Genomic DNA, 17435 nt, shown 5'->3' on the forward strand with positions numbered 1-17435 from the left:
TAAAAGGTTCCTACCGATAGAGGTAGGAACCTTTTTGTTTAATCAAATTTTAATTTTTTTAATGCTTCCGCGAATGGGTTATTTAATGGTTCTTCTTCTTTTTTCTGTTGTTTCATATATTTTTGAACGTCGCGTTTATCGGCTTTGTTTCCAGATTCTTTTTTACGTCGCTCTTGGAATGTTGATAATTTCTCGCGATAGCCACATTTACATGCGAAAATTTGGCCTGCACCCTCACCACGTAATTCTAGTTTCTTTTTACATTGCGGACAGCGAGCATTTGTTGTACGAGATACATTTTTACGATGACCACATTCACGGTCTTGGCATACGAGCATTTTTCCCTTTTTTCCATTTACTTCTAGCATTGGTTTACCGCAATCTGGACAAGACTTCGTTGAAATGTTGTCATGTTTATATTTCTTATCACTCGATTTAATTTCAGAAACAATTTCTTTCGTATAGTTCTTCATTTCCGAAATGAATACTTCTTTCTTTAATTTTCCTTTTGCAATTGCTTCAAGTTTTTGTTCCCACTCACCAGTTAGTGTAGGTGATTTTAATTCTTCTGGTACTAAATCAAGTAATTGACGACCTTTTGATGTAATGTGAATATCTTTACCACGTTTTTCAATTAAGAAAGAATTGAAAAGTTTGTCGATAATATCTGCACGTGTCGCTACAGTACCTAATCCACCAGTTGATTTTAACGTATCAGCAAGTTGTTTATTTTGCGTATCCATATATTTTGTAGGATTCTCCATTGCTGAAAGTAAAGTTGCTTCATTAAAGCGTGCAGGTGCTTTCGTTTGACCTGATGTTTGCATAAGTAACTTTACAGTTAATGTATCGCCCTTTTCAATGTGAGGTAGAATCTGCTCTTTTACGTCATCAGTTACATCATCGTCTTCAAATCGATTTTCGTATACTTCCTTCCAACCAGCATGTAAAATCGTTTTTCCGCGTGCAATGAATGTTTCATTGCCGACCTTTGTGCGTAACGTTAGTTGTTCGTATTCGAATGCTGGGAATAAAACAGCTAAGAAACGTTTTACAACTAAATCATAAATTTTGCGTTCTTTATCTGTGAATGCTGCGAAGTTAACGTATCCTTCTGTTGGAATAATCGCATGATGATCGCTTACTTTACTATCATCAACAAATGATTTGTTAGGTTTGATAGGCTTTTGTAATACTTTATGTGCGAAGGGACGGTATTCTCCAACACCACATGCTTTTAGACGTTCTGGAAGTGTTCCGACGATATCAGATGAAATGTAGCGTGAATCTGTACGAGGGTACGTTAGTACTTTATGCTGTTCATACAATTTTTGCATAATATTTAATGTTTCTTTAGCAGAGTAACCGAACTTTTTATTTGCATCACGTTGCAATTCAGTTAAATCGTAAAGACCAGGAGAGAATGACTTCTTCTGTTTCTTATCAATTTCCACAACAGTAGCATTTTGTTTATCTAAACTTTTTACAATACCATCGATTTTTTCTTTATTAAAACTACGGCTATTGCCATTTGCATCTTGCCAAGTAAGTTTGAGCTTCTCCATTGTTTGAGCTTCGATGCCGTAGTAAGTTTGAGCTTTGAAGTTCTTTATTTCATCCTCACGACTAGCAATCATAGCAACAGTAGGGGTTTGTACACGGCCGCAATTTAACTGGGCATTAAAGCGAGTCGTTAAAGCACGAGTTGCATTAAGACCGATATACCAGTCAGCTTCTGAACGTGCAACTGCTGAAGCGTATAAATTGTCATAGGCTTTACCTGGTTTTAAATTTGCAAAACCATCTTTAATTGCTTTATCGGTTACAGAAGAAATCCATAAACGTTTGATTGGTTTATTTAGCTTAACTTTATCGATAATCCAGCGTGCGACTAATTCCCCTTCACGTCCAGCGTCTGTTGCTACAATAATTTCATTTACATCTTTTCTAAGTAGCTGACTTTTTACAGCATTAAATTGTTTACCAGTTTGTTTAATAACCGTTAATTTCAAACGCTCAGGTAGCATCGGTAAATCTTCTAAATTCCACTTTTTATATTTCACATCATAACTTTCTGGATCTGCTAATGTAACGAGATGACCTAAAGCCCAAGTTACAATATATTTACTACCCTCAAGATAGCCGTTTCCTTTTTTATCACACTTCAGTACACGAGCAATATCTCGTGCAACGGAAGGTTTTTCAGCGATTACAACGCTTTTTGACATATTAAAAACATCCTTTCAAATTTCCATAAGTTAAATATAGCATACATCTTCTTGAGATTCAGTTTCGCTCCATATTTGATCGGTTTTTAGTGGGATGAACAAAACACTCACTGATTAAAGTTTCACTTGATTATATTTATTGTTATATAGGTTGCTTCTATATGAAATAGAAAAGTAAAGAACTTGTTATTTTACTAGAATAAGAGTAGACTTTGAAGTAGATGAATAAGAAACACATGGGAGTTTGTGGATACAAACTGAGAGTATGACTACTAGTCCGTCATTGACCATTTGAACCTGTTGGATAATGCCAGCGTAGGGAGAGTGTAAAAGCACATGTTCAGGCACTTTGCGTACGCGCAAAGTGTCTTTTTGTGTATCTCCCATCATTATAGTTAGGAGATGAAAAGGATGAATATGAAAGAAATTAGTAAAGTAGTGGATTTGGTGAGAGAATCTAATCCGCTTGTTCATAATATTACAAATGTTGTTGTAACAAATTTTACTGCTAACGGTTTGTTGGCACTTGGGGCATCGCCTGTAATGGCGTATGCAAAAGAAGAAGTAGCAGAAATGGCTAGCATTGCTGGAGCGTTAGTATTAAATATGGGGACACTTCGTCCTGAAGAAGTAGAAGCGATGTTACTTGCGGGTAAATCAGCAAATGCGAACAATGTGCCAGTACTATTTGATCCAGTTGGTGCAGGAGCAACTTCGTATCGAACAGAAGTTGCGAGACATATTCCGGCTGAAATCGATTTAGCAATTATCCGCGGAAATGCAGCTGAAATAGCAAATGTTATTAATGAGAAATGGGAAATTAAAGGGGTAGACGCTGGTACTGGAAATGGCAATGTTGTAAGTATTGCAAAGCAGGCAGCAGATGAACTAAATACAGTTGCGGTCATTACTGGAAAAGAAGATGTTGTTACAGATGGAGAGAGAACTATTGTTATTCGAAATGGTCACCCTATTTTAACGAAAGTTACGGGAACAGGTTGTTTACTAACTTCTGTAATAGGAGCATTTGTAGCAGTGGAAAAAGATTATGTTAAAGCAGCAGTAGCAGCATTAACGTTTTATGGTGTAGCTTCGGAACTGGCAGCTGCTAAGACCGCGGAAAAGGGACCTGGTAGTTTCCAAATTGAATTTTTAAATCAATTAGCGAATACAACTTCAGGTGATATTGAGAAGTATGGGAAGATTGTGGAGTTAGAGTAAGAGGGAGTGAAAGAAATGGCACGCATTGAAATAGATAAAATGTCTAAGCTATTGCAAGTGTATTTTATTATGGGAAGTAATAACTGCACGAGGGATCCTTTAGCTGTATTGAAAGAAGCGTTAGATGGTGGAGTGACAATTTTTCAGTTTCGCGAGAAGGGGGAAGGTTCTTTAATCGGAGAAGATAGAGTGCGCTTTGCAAAAGAATTGCAGACGCTTTGTAAGGAATATAGTGTTCCTTTCATTGTAAATGATGATGTAGAATTAGCCATTGAATTAGATGCAGATGGTGTTCATGTTGGACAAGATGATGAAGGAATTACATCTGTTCGTGAAAAAATGGGAGATAAAATTATCGGCGTATCTGCTCATACAATTGAAGAAGCACGTTTTGCAATCGAAAATGGAGCGGATTATTTAGGTGTTGGTCCTATTTTTCCAACGAGTACGAAAAAAGATACGAAAGCGGTTCAAGGAACGAAAGGATTAGCTTATTTTAGAGAACAAGGAATTACAGTGCCAATCGTTGGTATTGGTGGGATTACAATTGAAAATACAGCGGCAGTTATAGAGGCGGGTGCGGACGGTGTTTCAGTTATTTCAGCAATTAGTTTAGCGGAATCTGCGTATGAAAGTACGAGAAAAGTAGCTGAAGAAGTAAAGAGAAGTTTGTAGGGAAGGAAGTGTAGTATTTTAAGTGCTACATGAAGAAATAGACTGCCCAAAATTTAAACAAATATTTGATTGAAAAAGCACAAACCTTTTTAAATAAAGGTTTGTGCTTTTTCTTTAAAACATAATTGAAATTAAGAGCATTCCAATTCCGATAGAAGTAAATGTTGCAATTAGGCCCGGAATCATAAAACTATGATTTAATACGTATTTACCGATACCTGTTGTACCAGTACGGTCAAAGTTAATGGCAGCAACGATTGTTCCATAGTTTGGAATGAAAAAATATCCATTTACTGCAGGGAACATCGCAATCAGTAGCGCTGGTGGAATACCAAGAGATAGTCCAAGTGGCATTAAGGCACGAACTGTTGCTGCTTGGCTGTACAGTAAAATAGATAGAATGAATAGTGCGATAGCAAATAGCCAAGGTGCACTTGTTACTAAATGCTGAATCGATCCTTGAATCATATTTAAGTTTCCATTAAAGAAAGTATCTCCCATCCAAGCGATACCGAAAATAGCAACAACTGCTGTTGCTCCTGCTTTAAAGACGTTACCAGATACAATGCTTTCTACATTTGGTTTACAGAAAATAATAATAAGAGCCGCGATAGTTAACATAACCATCTCAATTGTGTTCGGCATGGAAAGACGGGCTAATTTCCCATCAACTATCCATCCTGGACGAAGTGCTTCAAATGAACCAAGAAGTACAACAAGGAAGGTTCCTACAAGGAAAAGGATAACTGATAATTTTGCGCCCTTTATACCTACAAATTCTTTTTTCTCTTCAAGCTTAGGAATCATTCCTTCTTTTAATCGTTTTAAGTATTCAGGGTCTTCACTTAATTCTTTTCCCATCTTACTAGCAACAAATGCTGCTAACATACAAGCAATGAAAGTGGAAGGAATACTCACTTTTAAAATATCTAATAAAGTGATTTTATAGTCAGCTAACATTGCTAAAAGAGCAACTGTGGCAGCTGAAATTGGACTAGCTGTAATTGCTTGTTGAGAAGCGATTACGGCAATCGACATTGGGCGTTCCGGTCTAATCCCTGATTCACGAGAGACTTCTGCAATAACAGGAAGTACAGAATAGGCAACGTGACCAGTACCTGCACATAGTGTGAATAAATAAGTAACAATTGGAGCAAAAAAAGTAATACGCTTTGGATTTTTTCGTAATGCCTTTTCAGCTAGATGAACAAGGTAGTCCATTCCTCCAGCGGCTTGCAAAGCACCAGCAGCTGTAATTACTGCCAAAATCATAAGCATTACATCGATAGGAGGCGCCGTTGGTTGTAAGTGGAAGACAAAAACGAGTATTGCCATACCAACTCCACCCATTACTCCTAAACCAACTCCGCCTAGGCGTGCACCAATAAAAATACAGAGTAACAAGGTAAGAAATTGTAGCCAAAACATGATAAACTACCTCCGAAATTCATTAGTTAAGATATATTCGAATAGTTTAATTTGAATGAAAATTAAATAAATACCCGAAGAAATCCTTGTTATTTATACATTTTTTATTATATAACATAAAAAATGTAACATTCACGTACTTTTTGAAATTATTTTGAAAAAGCAATGCGTTAAAAATTTGTATTTATATCTCTAAATAAGTAGACATTTTGATTTATATGTTGTAATCTTTGAAAGAGAATAAATTAATTCTCATAGAACTCCCATATCGTTCAACTCGTTCAGCGAGAAAGGCAAACTGATGGAAACATGAGGACGCAAAACTACAGGAGCTAAGGTCGAAAGGCTACGCTAGCCAGTTACCGGACGGATAGGGTTGGTCTTTGCCAATGCTTTTACATTGGCTTTTTTTTATTCTCGAACATATTGAGAAACATTTTCAAACAAAATATTCATATATTTTGTTTTTTTGTTTATGTTGATTAAGGAAGGTGGATATTAATGAAAAAATATTGGCATAAGTTATCGTTCCTTCAAAAGAACGTCTTATTAACCGTACTAGTTATTTTGACGCTTGTTGGAAGTATGGGTGCGTTAAGTTTCAACATGTTTCAAAATAGTATGATGTCTTTATTTGAAAGGCAGTCTATTGAAACAGGAGAAATAGTATTAAAAAAATTGGATTTAGAGTTAGTTAGAGACATGGCGAAAGATCCTACAGCCGAAAAAGTGAAAAAAGAAAAGTTAACAGAGAAATTAGATGAAGTTTCAAAAGAATTGAAAAGTGTTGGACAAACGTATGTTACAGGAGCAAAGCCGAATGAAAAGCGAGAATTACAACTCGTTGGTTTGACTACAGAGTTAACAAATGCATTCCCTATAAAGACGGGAGATTATTATGAACAACCCGCTCATTGGATGAAGGCATACGATAAAGTGATTGATACGAAAAAGGCACAAATGACAGAAGTATATGAAGATGAAATAGGTTCGTGGGTGACAATATTAGAACCAATTACGGATGGAGAAAACAATATTGTTGCAATTATTGCGGCTGACTTAGATGCTTCCATTGTTCCTATTACAAAAGAGAAGTTTATGATACAGGGTTTACTCTTTATCATTATTTCATTAGCAATTGCGACTATTACTCAATTCTTTATCGTGCGTCACTCGTTAGCTCCATTAAAAGATTTACGAGAAGGGTTACGTAAAATTGGTGAAGGTGACTTAAGTGTTAAATTAAAAGAAAGACCAGATGATATTGGAATTATTAATGTTTATTTCAATAACACCATTGAAAAATTTAAAGGGATCATAGATAAAGTAAGGCAAACTGCTGAGCAAGTTTCTTCTTCTTCACAAGAATTGTCGGCGAGTACAGAGGAAAACAGCATGGCAGTTCAAGAGATTGCAAGTTCTATTGAAGGTTTAAGAGTAGGGGCACAGTCTCAAAAAACTTCAGTACAACAATGTTTAGGAATTGTACATGGAATGGAAGATAAGGTAGAAGAAATAACTGGGGCTGCAAAACAAGTTGCGGTTGCTTCTGAAGGTATGGAACAACATTCAATTGAAGGTAATGAAGTGATTGGACAAATTATTAATCAAATGAGTTTAATCCAAAATGCAGTACAAGATTTATCTTCCATCATTTATTCGTTAGAAACAAGGTCAAAAGAAATTAGTGATATCGTAACTGTAATTACAGGTATTTCAAATCAAACAAATTTATTAGCTTTAAATGCTTCTATTGAGGCTTCACGTGCTGGAGCAGCTGGAAGAGGGTTTGCTGTTGTTGCTGATGAAGTACGAAAATTAGCAGAACAAACGGAAGCGTCTGCAAAAGATATAGCGAAATTAATTGGTGAAACACAAGCTGAGACAGAAGATGCTGTAGTTTCCATGCAAAAAGGTTCAAAAGAAGTAGAAACTGGAATTTCGCTTGTTCAAAGTAGTGGAGATTTCTTTGAAAAAATCTCAAAATCAGCGCAATCTGTTACAGATCAAGTAAAAGCTGTTTCCGGTAATTCGAGTGACATTTTACAAAATAGCCAGAACATTGTTCAAGTCGTAAATGAATTATCACATATTGCAAATACTTATGCCAACAGCAGTAGTAATGTTGAAGAAAGCATGAAAGAGCAAGAAATATCAGTACAAGATATTGCAGAATTAGCGACTTCTTTAAGTTGGCTTTCTCAGGAATTACAAGAGCTTATTGGTGAGTTTAAAAGCGAATAAGGAGAAAGTTCAATTCTAATCAAGGGGGTATCTCCGCTACTGATTATGAATTGAACGAATCTGCCCTTTAATAAGGGATGAAAAAGGTGTGAATTTTCACACCTTTATTATATTTAAGAGAGGAATTTACATAAATATGAAATTAGCAATTTCTTATAATGAGATGGTAAAAGAATTTTTAGGAAAAGTAGAAGGAAGTATTAAAATACCTAAAGATGTGCAAGGAACAGAACTTAGGATAAAAAGGAAAACGGAACTGTTTTCAAATTTGACTCACATTGTAGATTTAATAGGAGCGACTGCAACGTGGTTATATCATATTTCTAAAGAAAAACATATTGTCGTGCTTTATCATGTAAGAGGAAATTTATTTCCAATTACTATTGAAGTTTCTAATTTTCTCTCCTATGAAAGTTTAAATTTACAAATTGAAGAGCAACTGGAGCAAATTAAAGAAATGAATGAGGAAGAAATAGAAGAGTTTCAAAACGGTAATACATTATATGAAATGTCACCTATTATTATTGGTGAAACATATTATGAGCTAAAAGACACGAATACATTACAATTTGTATTTAGTAAAAATATGCAAAGTGTAGAAATAATATTTAATAGTGTTAATTGGAAAGAGACAACGATTACTCGTTATGCACAACAAATACAAGGTGTTTTAGTTGATATATCACAAAATACTAATAAGTATATAAAACATTTTAATATTATTACAGAGGCCGAGATGGCACTTTATAGTCAAGTGAATGATACGACAGCAGTATATCCTGAGAAAAGTATCGTCGATATGTTCTATAATACTGTTACTCAATTTCCAAATCGTATAGCTTTATCTTCAAGGGAAGGTACTTTAACTTATGAGGAGCTAAATAAAAAAAGTAATCAAATAGCTCATATGTTAATTAAAAACGGCGTCCAATTAGGAGACTATGTTGGAATATTTATGAAACGTAGCATAGACACAGTAGTAAGTATGGTAGCTATATTAAAAGCTGGTGCAGCGTATGTTCCGATTGATCCAGATTATCCGGAAAGTAGAATACAGTACATTATTCAAGATAGCCAAGCGAAAGTTATATTGATGAAAGAGACGCCTATAACATGTGATGGGGTTCAAACAGTTTCATTGTATGATAGTGAAACTTATGAAGATATAGATGTAAAGTTGTCTATTCATTGTGATGATGTAGCTTATATGATTTATACATCGGGTTCAACAGGGAATCCAAAGGGAACGATGTTAGCACATAGAGGCGTTGTTAATCTGTACACTTGGATGAAAAAGCAATATGAATTGACAGAAGAGGATGTATTTGCTCAATTTCCTTCCTTTAGTTTCGATGCTTCTGTATGGGAGTCATTTGCTTCTTTATTCTGCGGAGGAAACTTGTATGTACTATTAGAGGAAGAGCGATTGTCTGTAGAGGCATTTGCAAATGCAATCTATAAAGTGAAAGCAACTTCAATCTTGGCATTAGCAACAATTTTTGTTCGACAAGTAGCAACTTATTTAGCAGAAGAAGATATATATAAGCTAGCTTCCCTAAAAAGAATTGCGATTGGTGGTGAAATGTTGCCTGTAGAGGTTATTAAATTGTGGAGAGAAAGAATAGGTACAAATGTTGAAATTTATAATGTATACGGACCGACAGAATGTACTGTAGTGACGACAACCTATAAAATACCTAGTCAGTTAAATGAGGATGTTGCGAGTATTCCCATTGGTAAACCATGTGCTAATTATCAAGTTATGATTTTGGATGAGAATATGAATCTTTGTCCAATTGGTGTACCTGGTGAATTATATATAGATTCAGTGGGATTAGCAAAAGGGTATTTTAATAAGCCTAATAAAACAATTGAAGCTTTTATTCCGAACCCTTTTAATCCTATAGTTAATATATATAAAACAGGTGATATCGTTAAGTTGCTAGAGGATGGAAATATAGAGTTTTTACATCGGAAAGATGATCAAGTAAAAATTAGAGGACATCGTATTGAACTAGGAGAAATCCAAAGTAAAATTTCTCAAAATCATAATATAAAAGAAAATGCTGTTTTTGCTAAGAAGAGTAAGGAAGGTAGCCAATATTTAATCGCGTTCTATACAACTTTAAATAAAAAAGAAATACCAGAATTAGTTTATCAGTTACAAGAGCAATTACCAGATTATATGGTGCCATCTAAACTAATTTATATTAATGAATTACCACTTACACCTAATAAAAAGATTGATGTTAAGAAGTTAGCTCAGTTAGAAGAAAAGTATGAACCGGTTCGGCTACAAGAATATGTTGCACCTTCTAATAAAGCAGAAAAACAAATAGCGAACGCCTGGGCGGAAGTATTAGGAATTTCAAAAGTTGGAGTGCATGATGATTTCTTTACAATTGGTGGACATTCATTAAAAGTATTACGAGTCTTAACATTGTTAAAAGAAAATTTCTCACATTTAACAATTCAAGATTTCTTTAAAGAAAGAACGATATATGGATTAGCTCGAATTGAGCGAGAAGTAAAAGTAGAGAAAGAAGAAGTATTTCGTGAATATAAAGTGATTCACGAGCCAGATACTATCACGTATGCAAACGTTTTGGAAGAAACCCAGATTTCAAATGTCTTTTTAACAGGAGCTACTGGTTATTTAGGATCACACATATTATATGAATTGTTGAGAGATACATCTGCTACTATTTATTGTTTAGTAAGACCAACCAAAGATGTGCAGCAAAGAATTATAGATACATTAACAGGCTACTTTAATGATATATGTGAAGAATGGTTACAGCGTATACAGGCCGTAGCTGGTGATCTGGGAGAAGAGTATCTTGGGATGAGCGAAGAAGAATTTATGTTCATCAGTTCTAAGATGGATACGATAATTCATTGCGGTGCAGATGTAAGACATTTTGGAGATGTAAAACAATTTGAAAATATAAATGTCCAAGGAACTAGCCGTATGCTAGCATTAGCGGAGAAAGGTGCTACATTCCATTTTATTTCTACAATTGGTATCCCGTTAGAATTAGCGGTAGATCAATGGGATACATACATGAAAACTGGTGATTTTAATTACAGTGTAGACTTAGAGAATGTATATTCAAATAGTAAACTACAAGCGGAAAACATTGTTCGTGAAGCAATGAAAAATGGTTTGCGCGGAAATATTTATCGTGCAGGTAATTTAGCATGTCATTCAGAAACAGGTTCGTTCCAACAAAATATTGAAGGAAACGCATTTTATCGTCTTATTAAAACAATGCTATTAATTGGGAAAGCACCAAATGTGAAGTGGAAAGTTGATTTCACACCAATTGATTTTGCTAGTAAATCAATTGTATCGTATTTACAAGATGCGCAAATTGTAGGAGAGACGTTACATATTTGTCATCCACATCAAATTGAGTTTGAACAATTTATACAGCTAATTGGAGAGTGTGGATACAATCTTGAAATGGTTCCACTTTCAGAATATGTAAATACCGGACTTGCATTAGCGAAGGGAAATGAAGTAATAGCAGAGTTAATTGCTTCTCAAGTTGCAGGAGATGGAGCACAGCAATCTGAAATTGTAATGGGTACACGTAGAACGAATGAATGGATTAAGAAAAAAGAATTGATAGTACCAGCAATTAATAAAGAATTTATACAGCAGTTATTAGCTCATGGTGAAAAAGTTGGTTATTTTCCAAAAATAATGAAATGATTATGCATGCTTTTGTTTGTTCAATAAAATAAATCATGCTACAATGAAAACGAATTAAGGACCGGGGAGCCAATTGGCTGAGAGGATGTAAGTAAACATCGACCCTCAACCTGATCTGGATAATGCCAGCGTAGGGAGTTACTTAAAGTGATGTAGCATATGTTATTCTGTAATAACTTGCATACAAGGCTTTCCTACGCAGTAGGAAAGCCTTTTCTTATTTTTGAAATTTAATTTTATAAGGGGGATTTTATTATGTCACAACAAGTTACAATGTCATTTTCAGTAGTACCACAAGCGAAAACGAAAGATGTATATTCTGTTGTCGATAAAGCAATTGAAGTTGTGCAACAATCGGGAGTTCGTTATGAAGTAGGGGCAATGGAAACAACTTTGGAAGGAGAATTAGATGTACTTCTTGATGTCGTTAAACGTGCGCAACAAGCTTGCGTCGATGCTGGAGCAGAAGAAGTGATTACTTCTATTAAAATCCATTATCGTCCAAGCACTGGTGTAACGATAGATGAAAAGGTTTGGAAGTACCGTGATGAATATGCAAAACCAGAAGCAATCTAAACTTATTACAACTATTTGGCTTATCCTTCTCATTGCGATATGGGAAGGATCTGTTTCATTATTTAAAATCGAACCGTGGATTTTACCAAAGCCTTCTGCCATTGTTCAAGAATTAATTGGGATGAAAGATTTACTATTACCAAATACGATGCAAACACTGCAGGAAGTTATAATTGGACTATTCTTTGCAATTTTATTGGGGACGAGCATCGCAATTATTATGGATGTTATACCGTTATTTCGTATTTTAATAAATCCATTGCTCGTTATTTCGCAAACAATTCCAATTGTTGTACTTGCACCGCTATTTATTATTTGGTTTGGATATGGGATGTTGCCGAAAGTAATGGTCGTAATACTCGTTTGTTTCTTCCCAATTGCGCTTAGTATTTTAGAAGGTTTTCAAACAGTAGATAAAAATATGCTGAAACTGTTACAAACAATGAAGGCGACGAAATGGCAAGTTTACCAGAAGGTAAAATTTCCAGCAGTGCTCCCATACTTTTTCTCAGGTTTAAAAATTGCAGTTACATATAGCGTAATGGGGGCAATTATCGGAGAATGGCTCGGTGCAAGTGAAGGATTAGGCGTTATGCTTACGAGGGCTACAAAATCCTTTTTGACTGCCCGAGTATTTGGTGTTGCAGCAATCATCGTTATGGTGACATTATGCCTGTATTTTATCGTAGAGTTTATGGCAAGAATAACAGCACCATGGATATATAGAAAGGACGGCAGAAAATGAAAAAAGGTTTGAAAGTTATGTTAGCTGCCTTAGTAGCGGTAGGTGTGGCTGGATGTAATCCGGCGAAGAAAGAAGAAAGTGCAAGTAAAGATCAAAAAGTAAAAGTAGTATTAGATTGGTTTCCAAATACGAATCATACTGGCTTGTATGTAGCGAAAACGAAAGATTATTACAAAAAGCAAGGATTAGATGTAGAAATTATTCAACCAGGTGACAATGTAACAGCAGAGCAAATGATAGCATCAGGAAAAGCAGACTTCGCAATAAGTGCACAAGAAAATGTAACGTTAGCTCGTGTAGAAGGAATTCCTGTTGTATCTGTAGGAGCGATTATTCAGCATAACACTTCAGCGTTTGCATCGCTTAAGAAAGACAATATGACGTCACCGAAAGATTTTGAAGGTAAACGTTACGGCGGCTGGGGAGGACCAGCAGAAGAAGCGACATTAAAGACGATTATGGATAAACATCAAGCTGATTTTAATAAAGTTGAAAAAATCATCTTAGGACAAACAGATTTCTTTAAATCAATTGGCCGTGATGCAGATTTCGAATGGATTTATTACGGTTGGGATGGTATTGAAGCGAAGCGTCAAGGAAAAGAGTTAAATACGATTATGGTGAAGGACTTAGATCCAGCGCTTGATTTCTATAGTCCTGTTATTATTACGAGTGAAAAACATACGAAGCAAGATAAAGACTTTGTGAAAAAGTTTATGAGTGCAACGACAGAAGGTTATAATTTTGCAATTAAGGAACCGAAAGAGGCTGCTGATATTTTAATTAAAGCTGTTCCAGATGTGAATAAAGATTTAGTTCAAGAAAGCCAAAAATGGTTAAGTACGAAGTATCAAGATGATGCTAAAGCATGGGGAGTACAGAAGGAAGAAATTTGGACGAATTACATGAATTTCTTATATGACAACAAAGTTATTAAAAAGAAAATCGATGTAAAAGATGCTTTTACAAATGAATTCCTTCCAAGTGAAAAATGAGCGGATTACAAATAAAAAATATAGTGAAATCTTTCGACGGAAAGAATGTATTAGAGAATATTAGTGCCTCTATACAAGAGGGAGAGTTTGTTTCCTTTGTAGGACCGAGTGGTTGCGGGAAAAGCACATTATTAAACATGATTGCAAATGTTGAAAAACCAACAAGCGGGAACGTAACGTATAACGATAAGCAAGTACAAGAGCAAGATGTTGTTAGTTATATGCCACAACAAGATTTATTACTACCGTGGCGATCAGCTTTGCAAAATATCGTTCTTCCGTTAGAAATTGAAGGAAAGCCGAAAAAACAAAGGCTGACAGAAGGAATGGAAGCATTAAAGCAGTTCGAACTAGATGAATATGCAAACCATTATCCAGATGAATTGTCTGGTGGTATGCGTCAAAGAATTAGTTTTCTGCGCACATATTTATGTGAAAAGCCAATTATGCTGCTTGATGAGCCTTTTGGTAAATTAGATGCATTTACAAAAATGGAAGTACATAGCTGGCTTTTAAACTCTTGGCATCAAGAGAAGCAAACAATCGTTATGGTTACACATGACTTAGATGAGGCAATCTTGCTTTCAGATCGCGTATTTATTTTATCTCAAAGACCAGCGTCAATAGTTGGCGAGGTACAAGTGAAATTACCTAGGCCGAGAACGATGGATATGTTAACATCACTCGAATTAAAAAAGGATAAAGAAGAGATTTTAAGTGTGTTAGCTCCTTATATGAAAAAATAGAAAAAGCTGATGTTTTAATTTTAGACGAACGGACTAATCATTTGGATGTAGAAACTAAGATGGCTTTACAGGAAGCGTTACAACAATACAAAGGAACGGTTTTAATTGTCTCACATGAACCTTCTTTCTATGAATCGTAGATAACAAAATTATGAAATATAGAAGAATGGAATACTCAACAATATGAATAAAGAAAAGGCATTAGCTTTTATGAGCTAATGCCTTTTCTTTGTGATTAACATGATTTTCGAGAACTCTTACATGAGAATTGTATGAAGAAGCACTCTTATGGTGCGCTTATAAGCGTGCTTTTTCTTTTGTTATATTTATAATACGAAAGCCTTTCCCTAACAGGTGACTATCTTTCTTTATATATATAGATAGTTCAAAATGGAATAAAAATAATTCCTTTATGTAAAGGATAATATGGATATTATAGGAAGACAATAGAAATTAAAGGAAATTCATGTAAAATTCAAATGAACTTCATATAAACTTCATATTAGAAATTAAATATAATTATAATAGGTTATTGTGATATTTTTGATTTTTCATAAAATTAAAAGTTTGAATTTAGGAGGTATTGCTCAAACCTAAATTCAAACTTTATTGAAGTAATTAATGGATATTACGTCTAGTTTTCGCTAATGACGGCATTTAAAAGTTCGGCAGGATTACCTGTTCCTGCACCGCCAATTGTAATAGATCCACCAGGAGGAATTTCACCATTCCATCCTGCGTTCGTAATTACATAATGATTATTTGTTTTACTACTAATTTTAGAATCCCAAACTTGTGTTAAATTGCCGCTATAATCAAATTCTAATTTCCAATTTTTAATAGGAGTCGTTCCATTATTTTTGATTATAATCGAGAAGTTATAACCGCTGCCCCAATTCGAAGTGACTGAAAATGTAGCAGTACCATTTCCATCAGGAGGTGTCGTATTAGCTTCATCCGTTTTGACAGTAAGAGCGGTAGGTTGTGATTTATTTCCAGCAGCATCTTTGGCAATTACCGAAAATTTGTATTCCGTATTAGGTTTTAAGTTTTTAATTGTAATGCTATTTGTTGTTGTACTCCATTTCTCTTCTCCAGCAGTAATTTCATATTCCGTAACTCCTACGTTATCAGTAGATACAGTCCAGTTTAATTGAACTGAGTTTGAATTTTTATTCGTAACTACAATGTTTTTAACATTCGTTGGTGGCTCAGTATCTTTTTGACTAATAGGTCCACCAAGTAATTCTTTTACTAGCGTATCAAGTAATTTTGGACCACTGCAACTATATTTTGGACTTGTACGGCAATCTCCGCTTAGTTCCCAAAACATTGCTCCACTTAAACCTTTCGTCTTTATATAGTCTGTTTTGTATTTCATAGATTCATTGTCATCGTAGCTAATAAATGTGCCTGTAGTTGCATTATATAAGTAAGGTACTTTAGCTGTGTCATTCCAGTAGCGTACAAAACCATTTTTATTAACGTAATTGGCTGCTAAATCACCGTAATCATACACACCTGTGTCACCGGTAGAGTAATCATCCCAAGTACCTTTAGAAGCAAGTTTCCCATCACTACCTGGTTTGCAAGGTTGATATTGTCCGTTATTTTCTTTGCCACAACTTTTCCAGCCACGTCCGTAAAAGGGTACGCCTAATACTAGTTTATCGACTGGAACACCTTCATTTGTATAAACATTTATAGCACCATCTACGTAAAAATTCGTATTTGCTGCTGGGTCATTTGGATCCTTATATAGAGCTGCATTATGATTAGAAGTAGCTTCCCATCCGCCGTGGAAATCATATGTCATAATATTAATCCAATCGAGTATTTGAGAAATTTTCTTTAGTTCTGTATGATCAGCGTAGCGTTGACTTGCACCTGAAGCGATTGTTAGTAAATATTGTTTGCCATCTTCAGCACCTGCTTTATTCAAAGCATTTCGGACGTCTTGAAGAAGGAGAGTGAAATTTTGTTTATCTTCAGGACGATAACTACCACCAGGAATCGTTTCAACGCCCGGATATTCCCAGTCTAAATCTACGCCATCAAACCCATATGCGCGAAGAAAAGCTACTGTAGATTCAGCAAATACTTTTCTTGTTTTTTCATCAGCGGCCATATCAGAAAAGCGGTTAGACCAAGTCCAGCCACCAACGGAAATAATTGTTTTTAAGTGAGGATATTTAGCTTTTAATCGTTTTAGTTCCCCGAAATTTCCGCAACGGGCATATTTATCGCAATCTTCCCAAGTTGTCCCTGAGCCAGGATACGATTTGGTAACATCAGCCCATGGTTCACCGAGTACAAGAGTACCATTAGGAACCTCTTTATTTTGCAATGGTACACCAGATTCTTTACAGTTCCACGTTTGTTTATTTGGATTATCAGGATGAGTAGAAGGGTTTCCATGTTTTCCATTCCAACAAATATCCGCGAAAGCATAGTTAAGGTGAGTAAGTTTTGATGCATCAATGTCAGCAACTTGATAATTACGTCCGTAAACGCCCCACGAAGGAAAGTACCCAACAATTTTTTGACTTTGCTTTGGTGAATCTGCTAATGCGAGATTTGGAGTAATAAAATTTGTGAGAAAAAGAGGTAAGAAAAGTAGTAGGGATAGTAATAGCAGTGTGAATTTTTGAGACCTCATAGCCATTTCTCCTTTCAAAATAAAAGATATATTTAAAGGCATACGCCAATAAATCAAAATGAATCTAGACGTGTGAAACGTCTAGATAAAATGATCAGACATCACGAAGTCTATACAAGGGAGCTGGGGGTGATTAAATCGTAACAAATGTAAGATTTAGTGTAAACGCTTTATTAAGTTAAAAAAGACTTTCTCAATAC

The 17435-nt window shown here is 35.2% G+C and carries 11 protein-coding genes and 3 riboswitches; of the genes, 8 read left to right on the top strand and 3 right to left on the bottom strand.

Going from position 1 to position 17435, the window contains the following annotated elements:
- Positions 1 to 38 precede the first annotated feature (38 nt).
- Complete coding sequence (gene topB, locus N2V80_RS02165) at positions 39 to 2228, bottom strand: DNA topoisomerase III (protein WP_000047300.1); 2190 nt, start codon at positions 2226 to 2228, stop codon at positions 39 to 41.
- Positions 2229 to 2454: 226 nt separating this feature from the next.
- Positions 2455 to 2567: riboswitch (TPP riboswitch) on the top strand.
- Between the two features lie 72 nt (positions 2568 to 2639).
- Here topB and thiM point away from each other — a divergent pair.
- Both thiM and thiE read left to right on the top strand, forming a co-directional pair.
- On the top strand, positions 2640 to 3449 hold the full coding sequence (gene thiM, locus N2V80_RS02170; RefSeq protein ID WP_061655982.1) for a hydroxyethylthiazole kinase: 810 nt from the start codon (positions 2640 to 2642) through the stop codon (positions 3447 to 3449).
- Positions 3450 to 3464: 15 nt separating this feature from the next.
- Positions 3465 to 4124 (top strand): thiamine phosphate synthase, encoded by a 660-nt coding sequence (gene thiE, locus N2V80_RS02175; protein ID WP_061655983.1) that lies wholly within the window; start codon positions 3465 to 3467, stop codon positions 4122 to 4124.
- Positions 4125 to 4238: 114 nt separating this feature from the next.
- Here the strand turns inward: thiE and N2V80_RS02180 are convergent, their stop codons facing one another.
- Positions 4239 to 5552: an anaerobic C4-dicarboxylate transporter family protein gene (locus N2V80_RS02180; protein ID WP_000498709.1), complete on the bottom strand. Its 1314-nt coding sequence runs from the start codon at positions 5550 to 5552 to the stop codon at positions 4239 to 4241.
- A 282-nt stretch (positions 5553 to 5834) separates the two neighbouring features.
- A riboswitch (cyclic di-GMP riboswitch) is annotated at positions 5835 to 5919 on the top strand.
- A 134-nt stretch (positions 5920 to 6053) separates the two neighbouring features.
- Between N2V80_RS02180 and N2V80_RS02185 the strand changes: the two genes are divergently transcribed.
- From N2V80_RS02185 to N2V80_RS02210, 6 genes are all read left to right on the top strand, one after another.
- Positions 6054 to 7796 carry a methyl-accepting chemotaxis protein gene (locus N2V80_RS02185; RefSeq protein ID WP_000761075.1) on the top strand — a complete coding sequence of 581 codons (1743 nt, stop codon included), beginning with the start codon at positions 6054 to 6056 and terminating at the stop codon, positions 7794 to 7796.
- Between the two features lie 136 nt (positions 7797 to 7932).
- On the top strand, positions 7933 to 11514 hold the full coding sequence (locus N2V80_RS02190) for a non-ribosomal peptide synthetase family protein (protein WP_061655984.1): 3582 nt from the start codon (positions 7933 to 7935) through the stop codon (positions 11512 to 11514).
- Positions 11515 to 11566: 52 nt separating this feature from the next.
- Positions 11567 to 11668: riboswitch (TPP riboswitch) on the top strand.
- Between the two features lie 101 nt (positions 11669 to 11769).
- Positions 11770 to 12090 carry an MTH1187 family thiamine-binding protein gene (locus N2V80_RS02195; protein ID WP_000082906.1) on the top strand — a complete coding sequence of 107 codons (321 nt, stop codon included), beginning with the start codon at positions 11770 to 11772 and terminating at the stop codon, positions 12088 to 12090.
- The gene (locus N2V80_RS02200) at positions 12062 to 12835 is read left to right on the top strand and encodes an ABC transporter permease (protein ID WP_001057166.1); all 774 of its coding nucleotides are present in this window, start codon (positions 12062 to 12064) and stop codon (positions 12833 to 12835) included. Before N2V80_RS02195 ends, N2V80_RS02200 begins: the two co-directional genes overlap by 29 nt.
- Positions 12832 to 13830: an ABC transporter substrate-binding protein gene (locus N2V80_RS02205; RefSeq protein ID WP_000715568.1), complete on the top strand. Its 999-nt coding sequence runs from the start codon at positions 12832 to 12834 to the stop codon at positions 13828 to 13830. Before N2V80_RS02200 ends, N2V80_RS02205 begins: the two co-directional genes overlap by 4 nt.
- On the top strand, positions 13827 to 14576 hold the full coding sequence (locus N2V80_RS02210) for an ABC transporter ATP-binding protein (RefSeq protein WP_000016085.1): 750 nt from the start codon (positions 13827 to 13829) through the stop codon (positions 14574 to 14576). Before N2V80_RS02205 ends, N2V80_RS02210 begins: the two co-directional genes overlap by 4 nt.
- Positions 14577 to 15210: 634 nt before the next feature.
- Here N2V80_RS02210 and N2V80_RS02215 read toward each other — a convergent pair.
- Entirely contained in the window at positions 15211 to 17235 is a 2025-nt protein-coding gene (locus N2V80_RS02215) for a glycosyl hydrolase family 18 protein (RefSeq protein ID WP_001257486.1), read from the bottom strand.
- Positions 17236 to 17435 lie beyond the last annotated feature (200 nt).

It is taken from the genome of Bacillus sp. FSL W8-0640 (genome assembly GCF_038007725.1).
GTDB lineage: Bacteria > Bacillota > Bacilli > Bacillales > Bacillaceae_G > Bacillus_A > Bacillus_A cereus.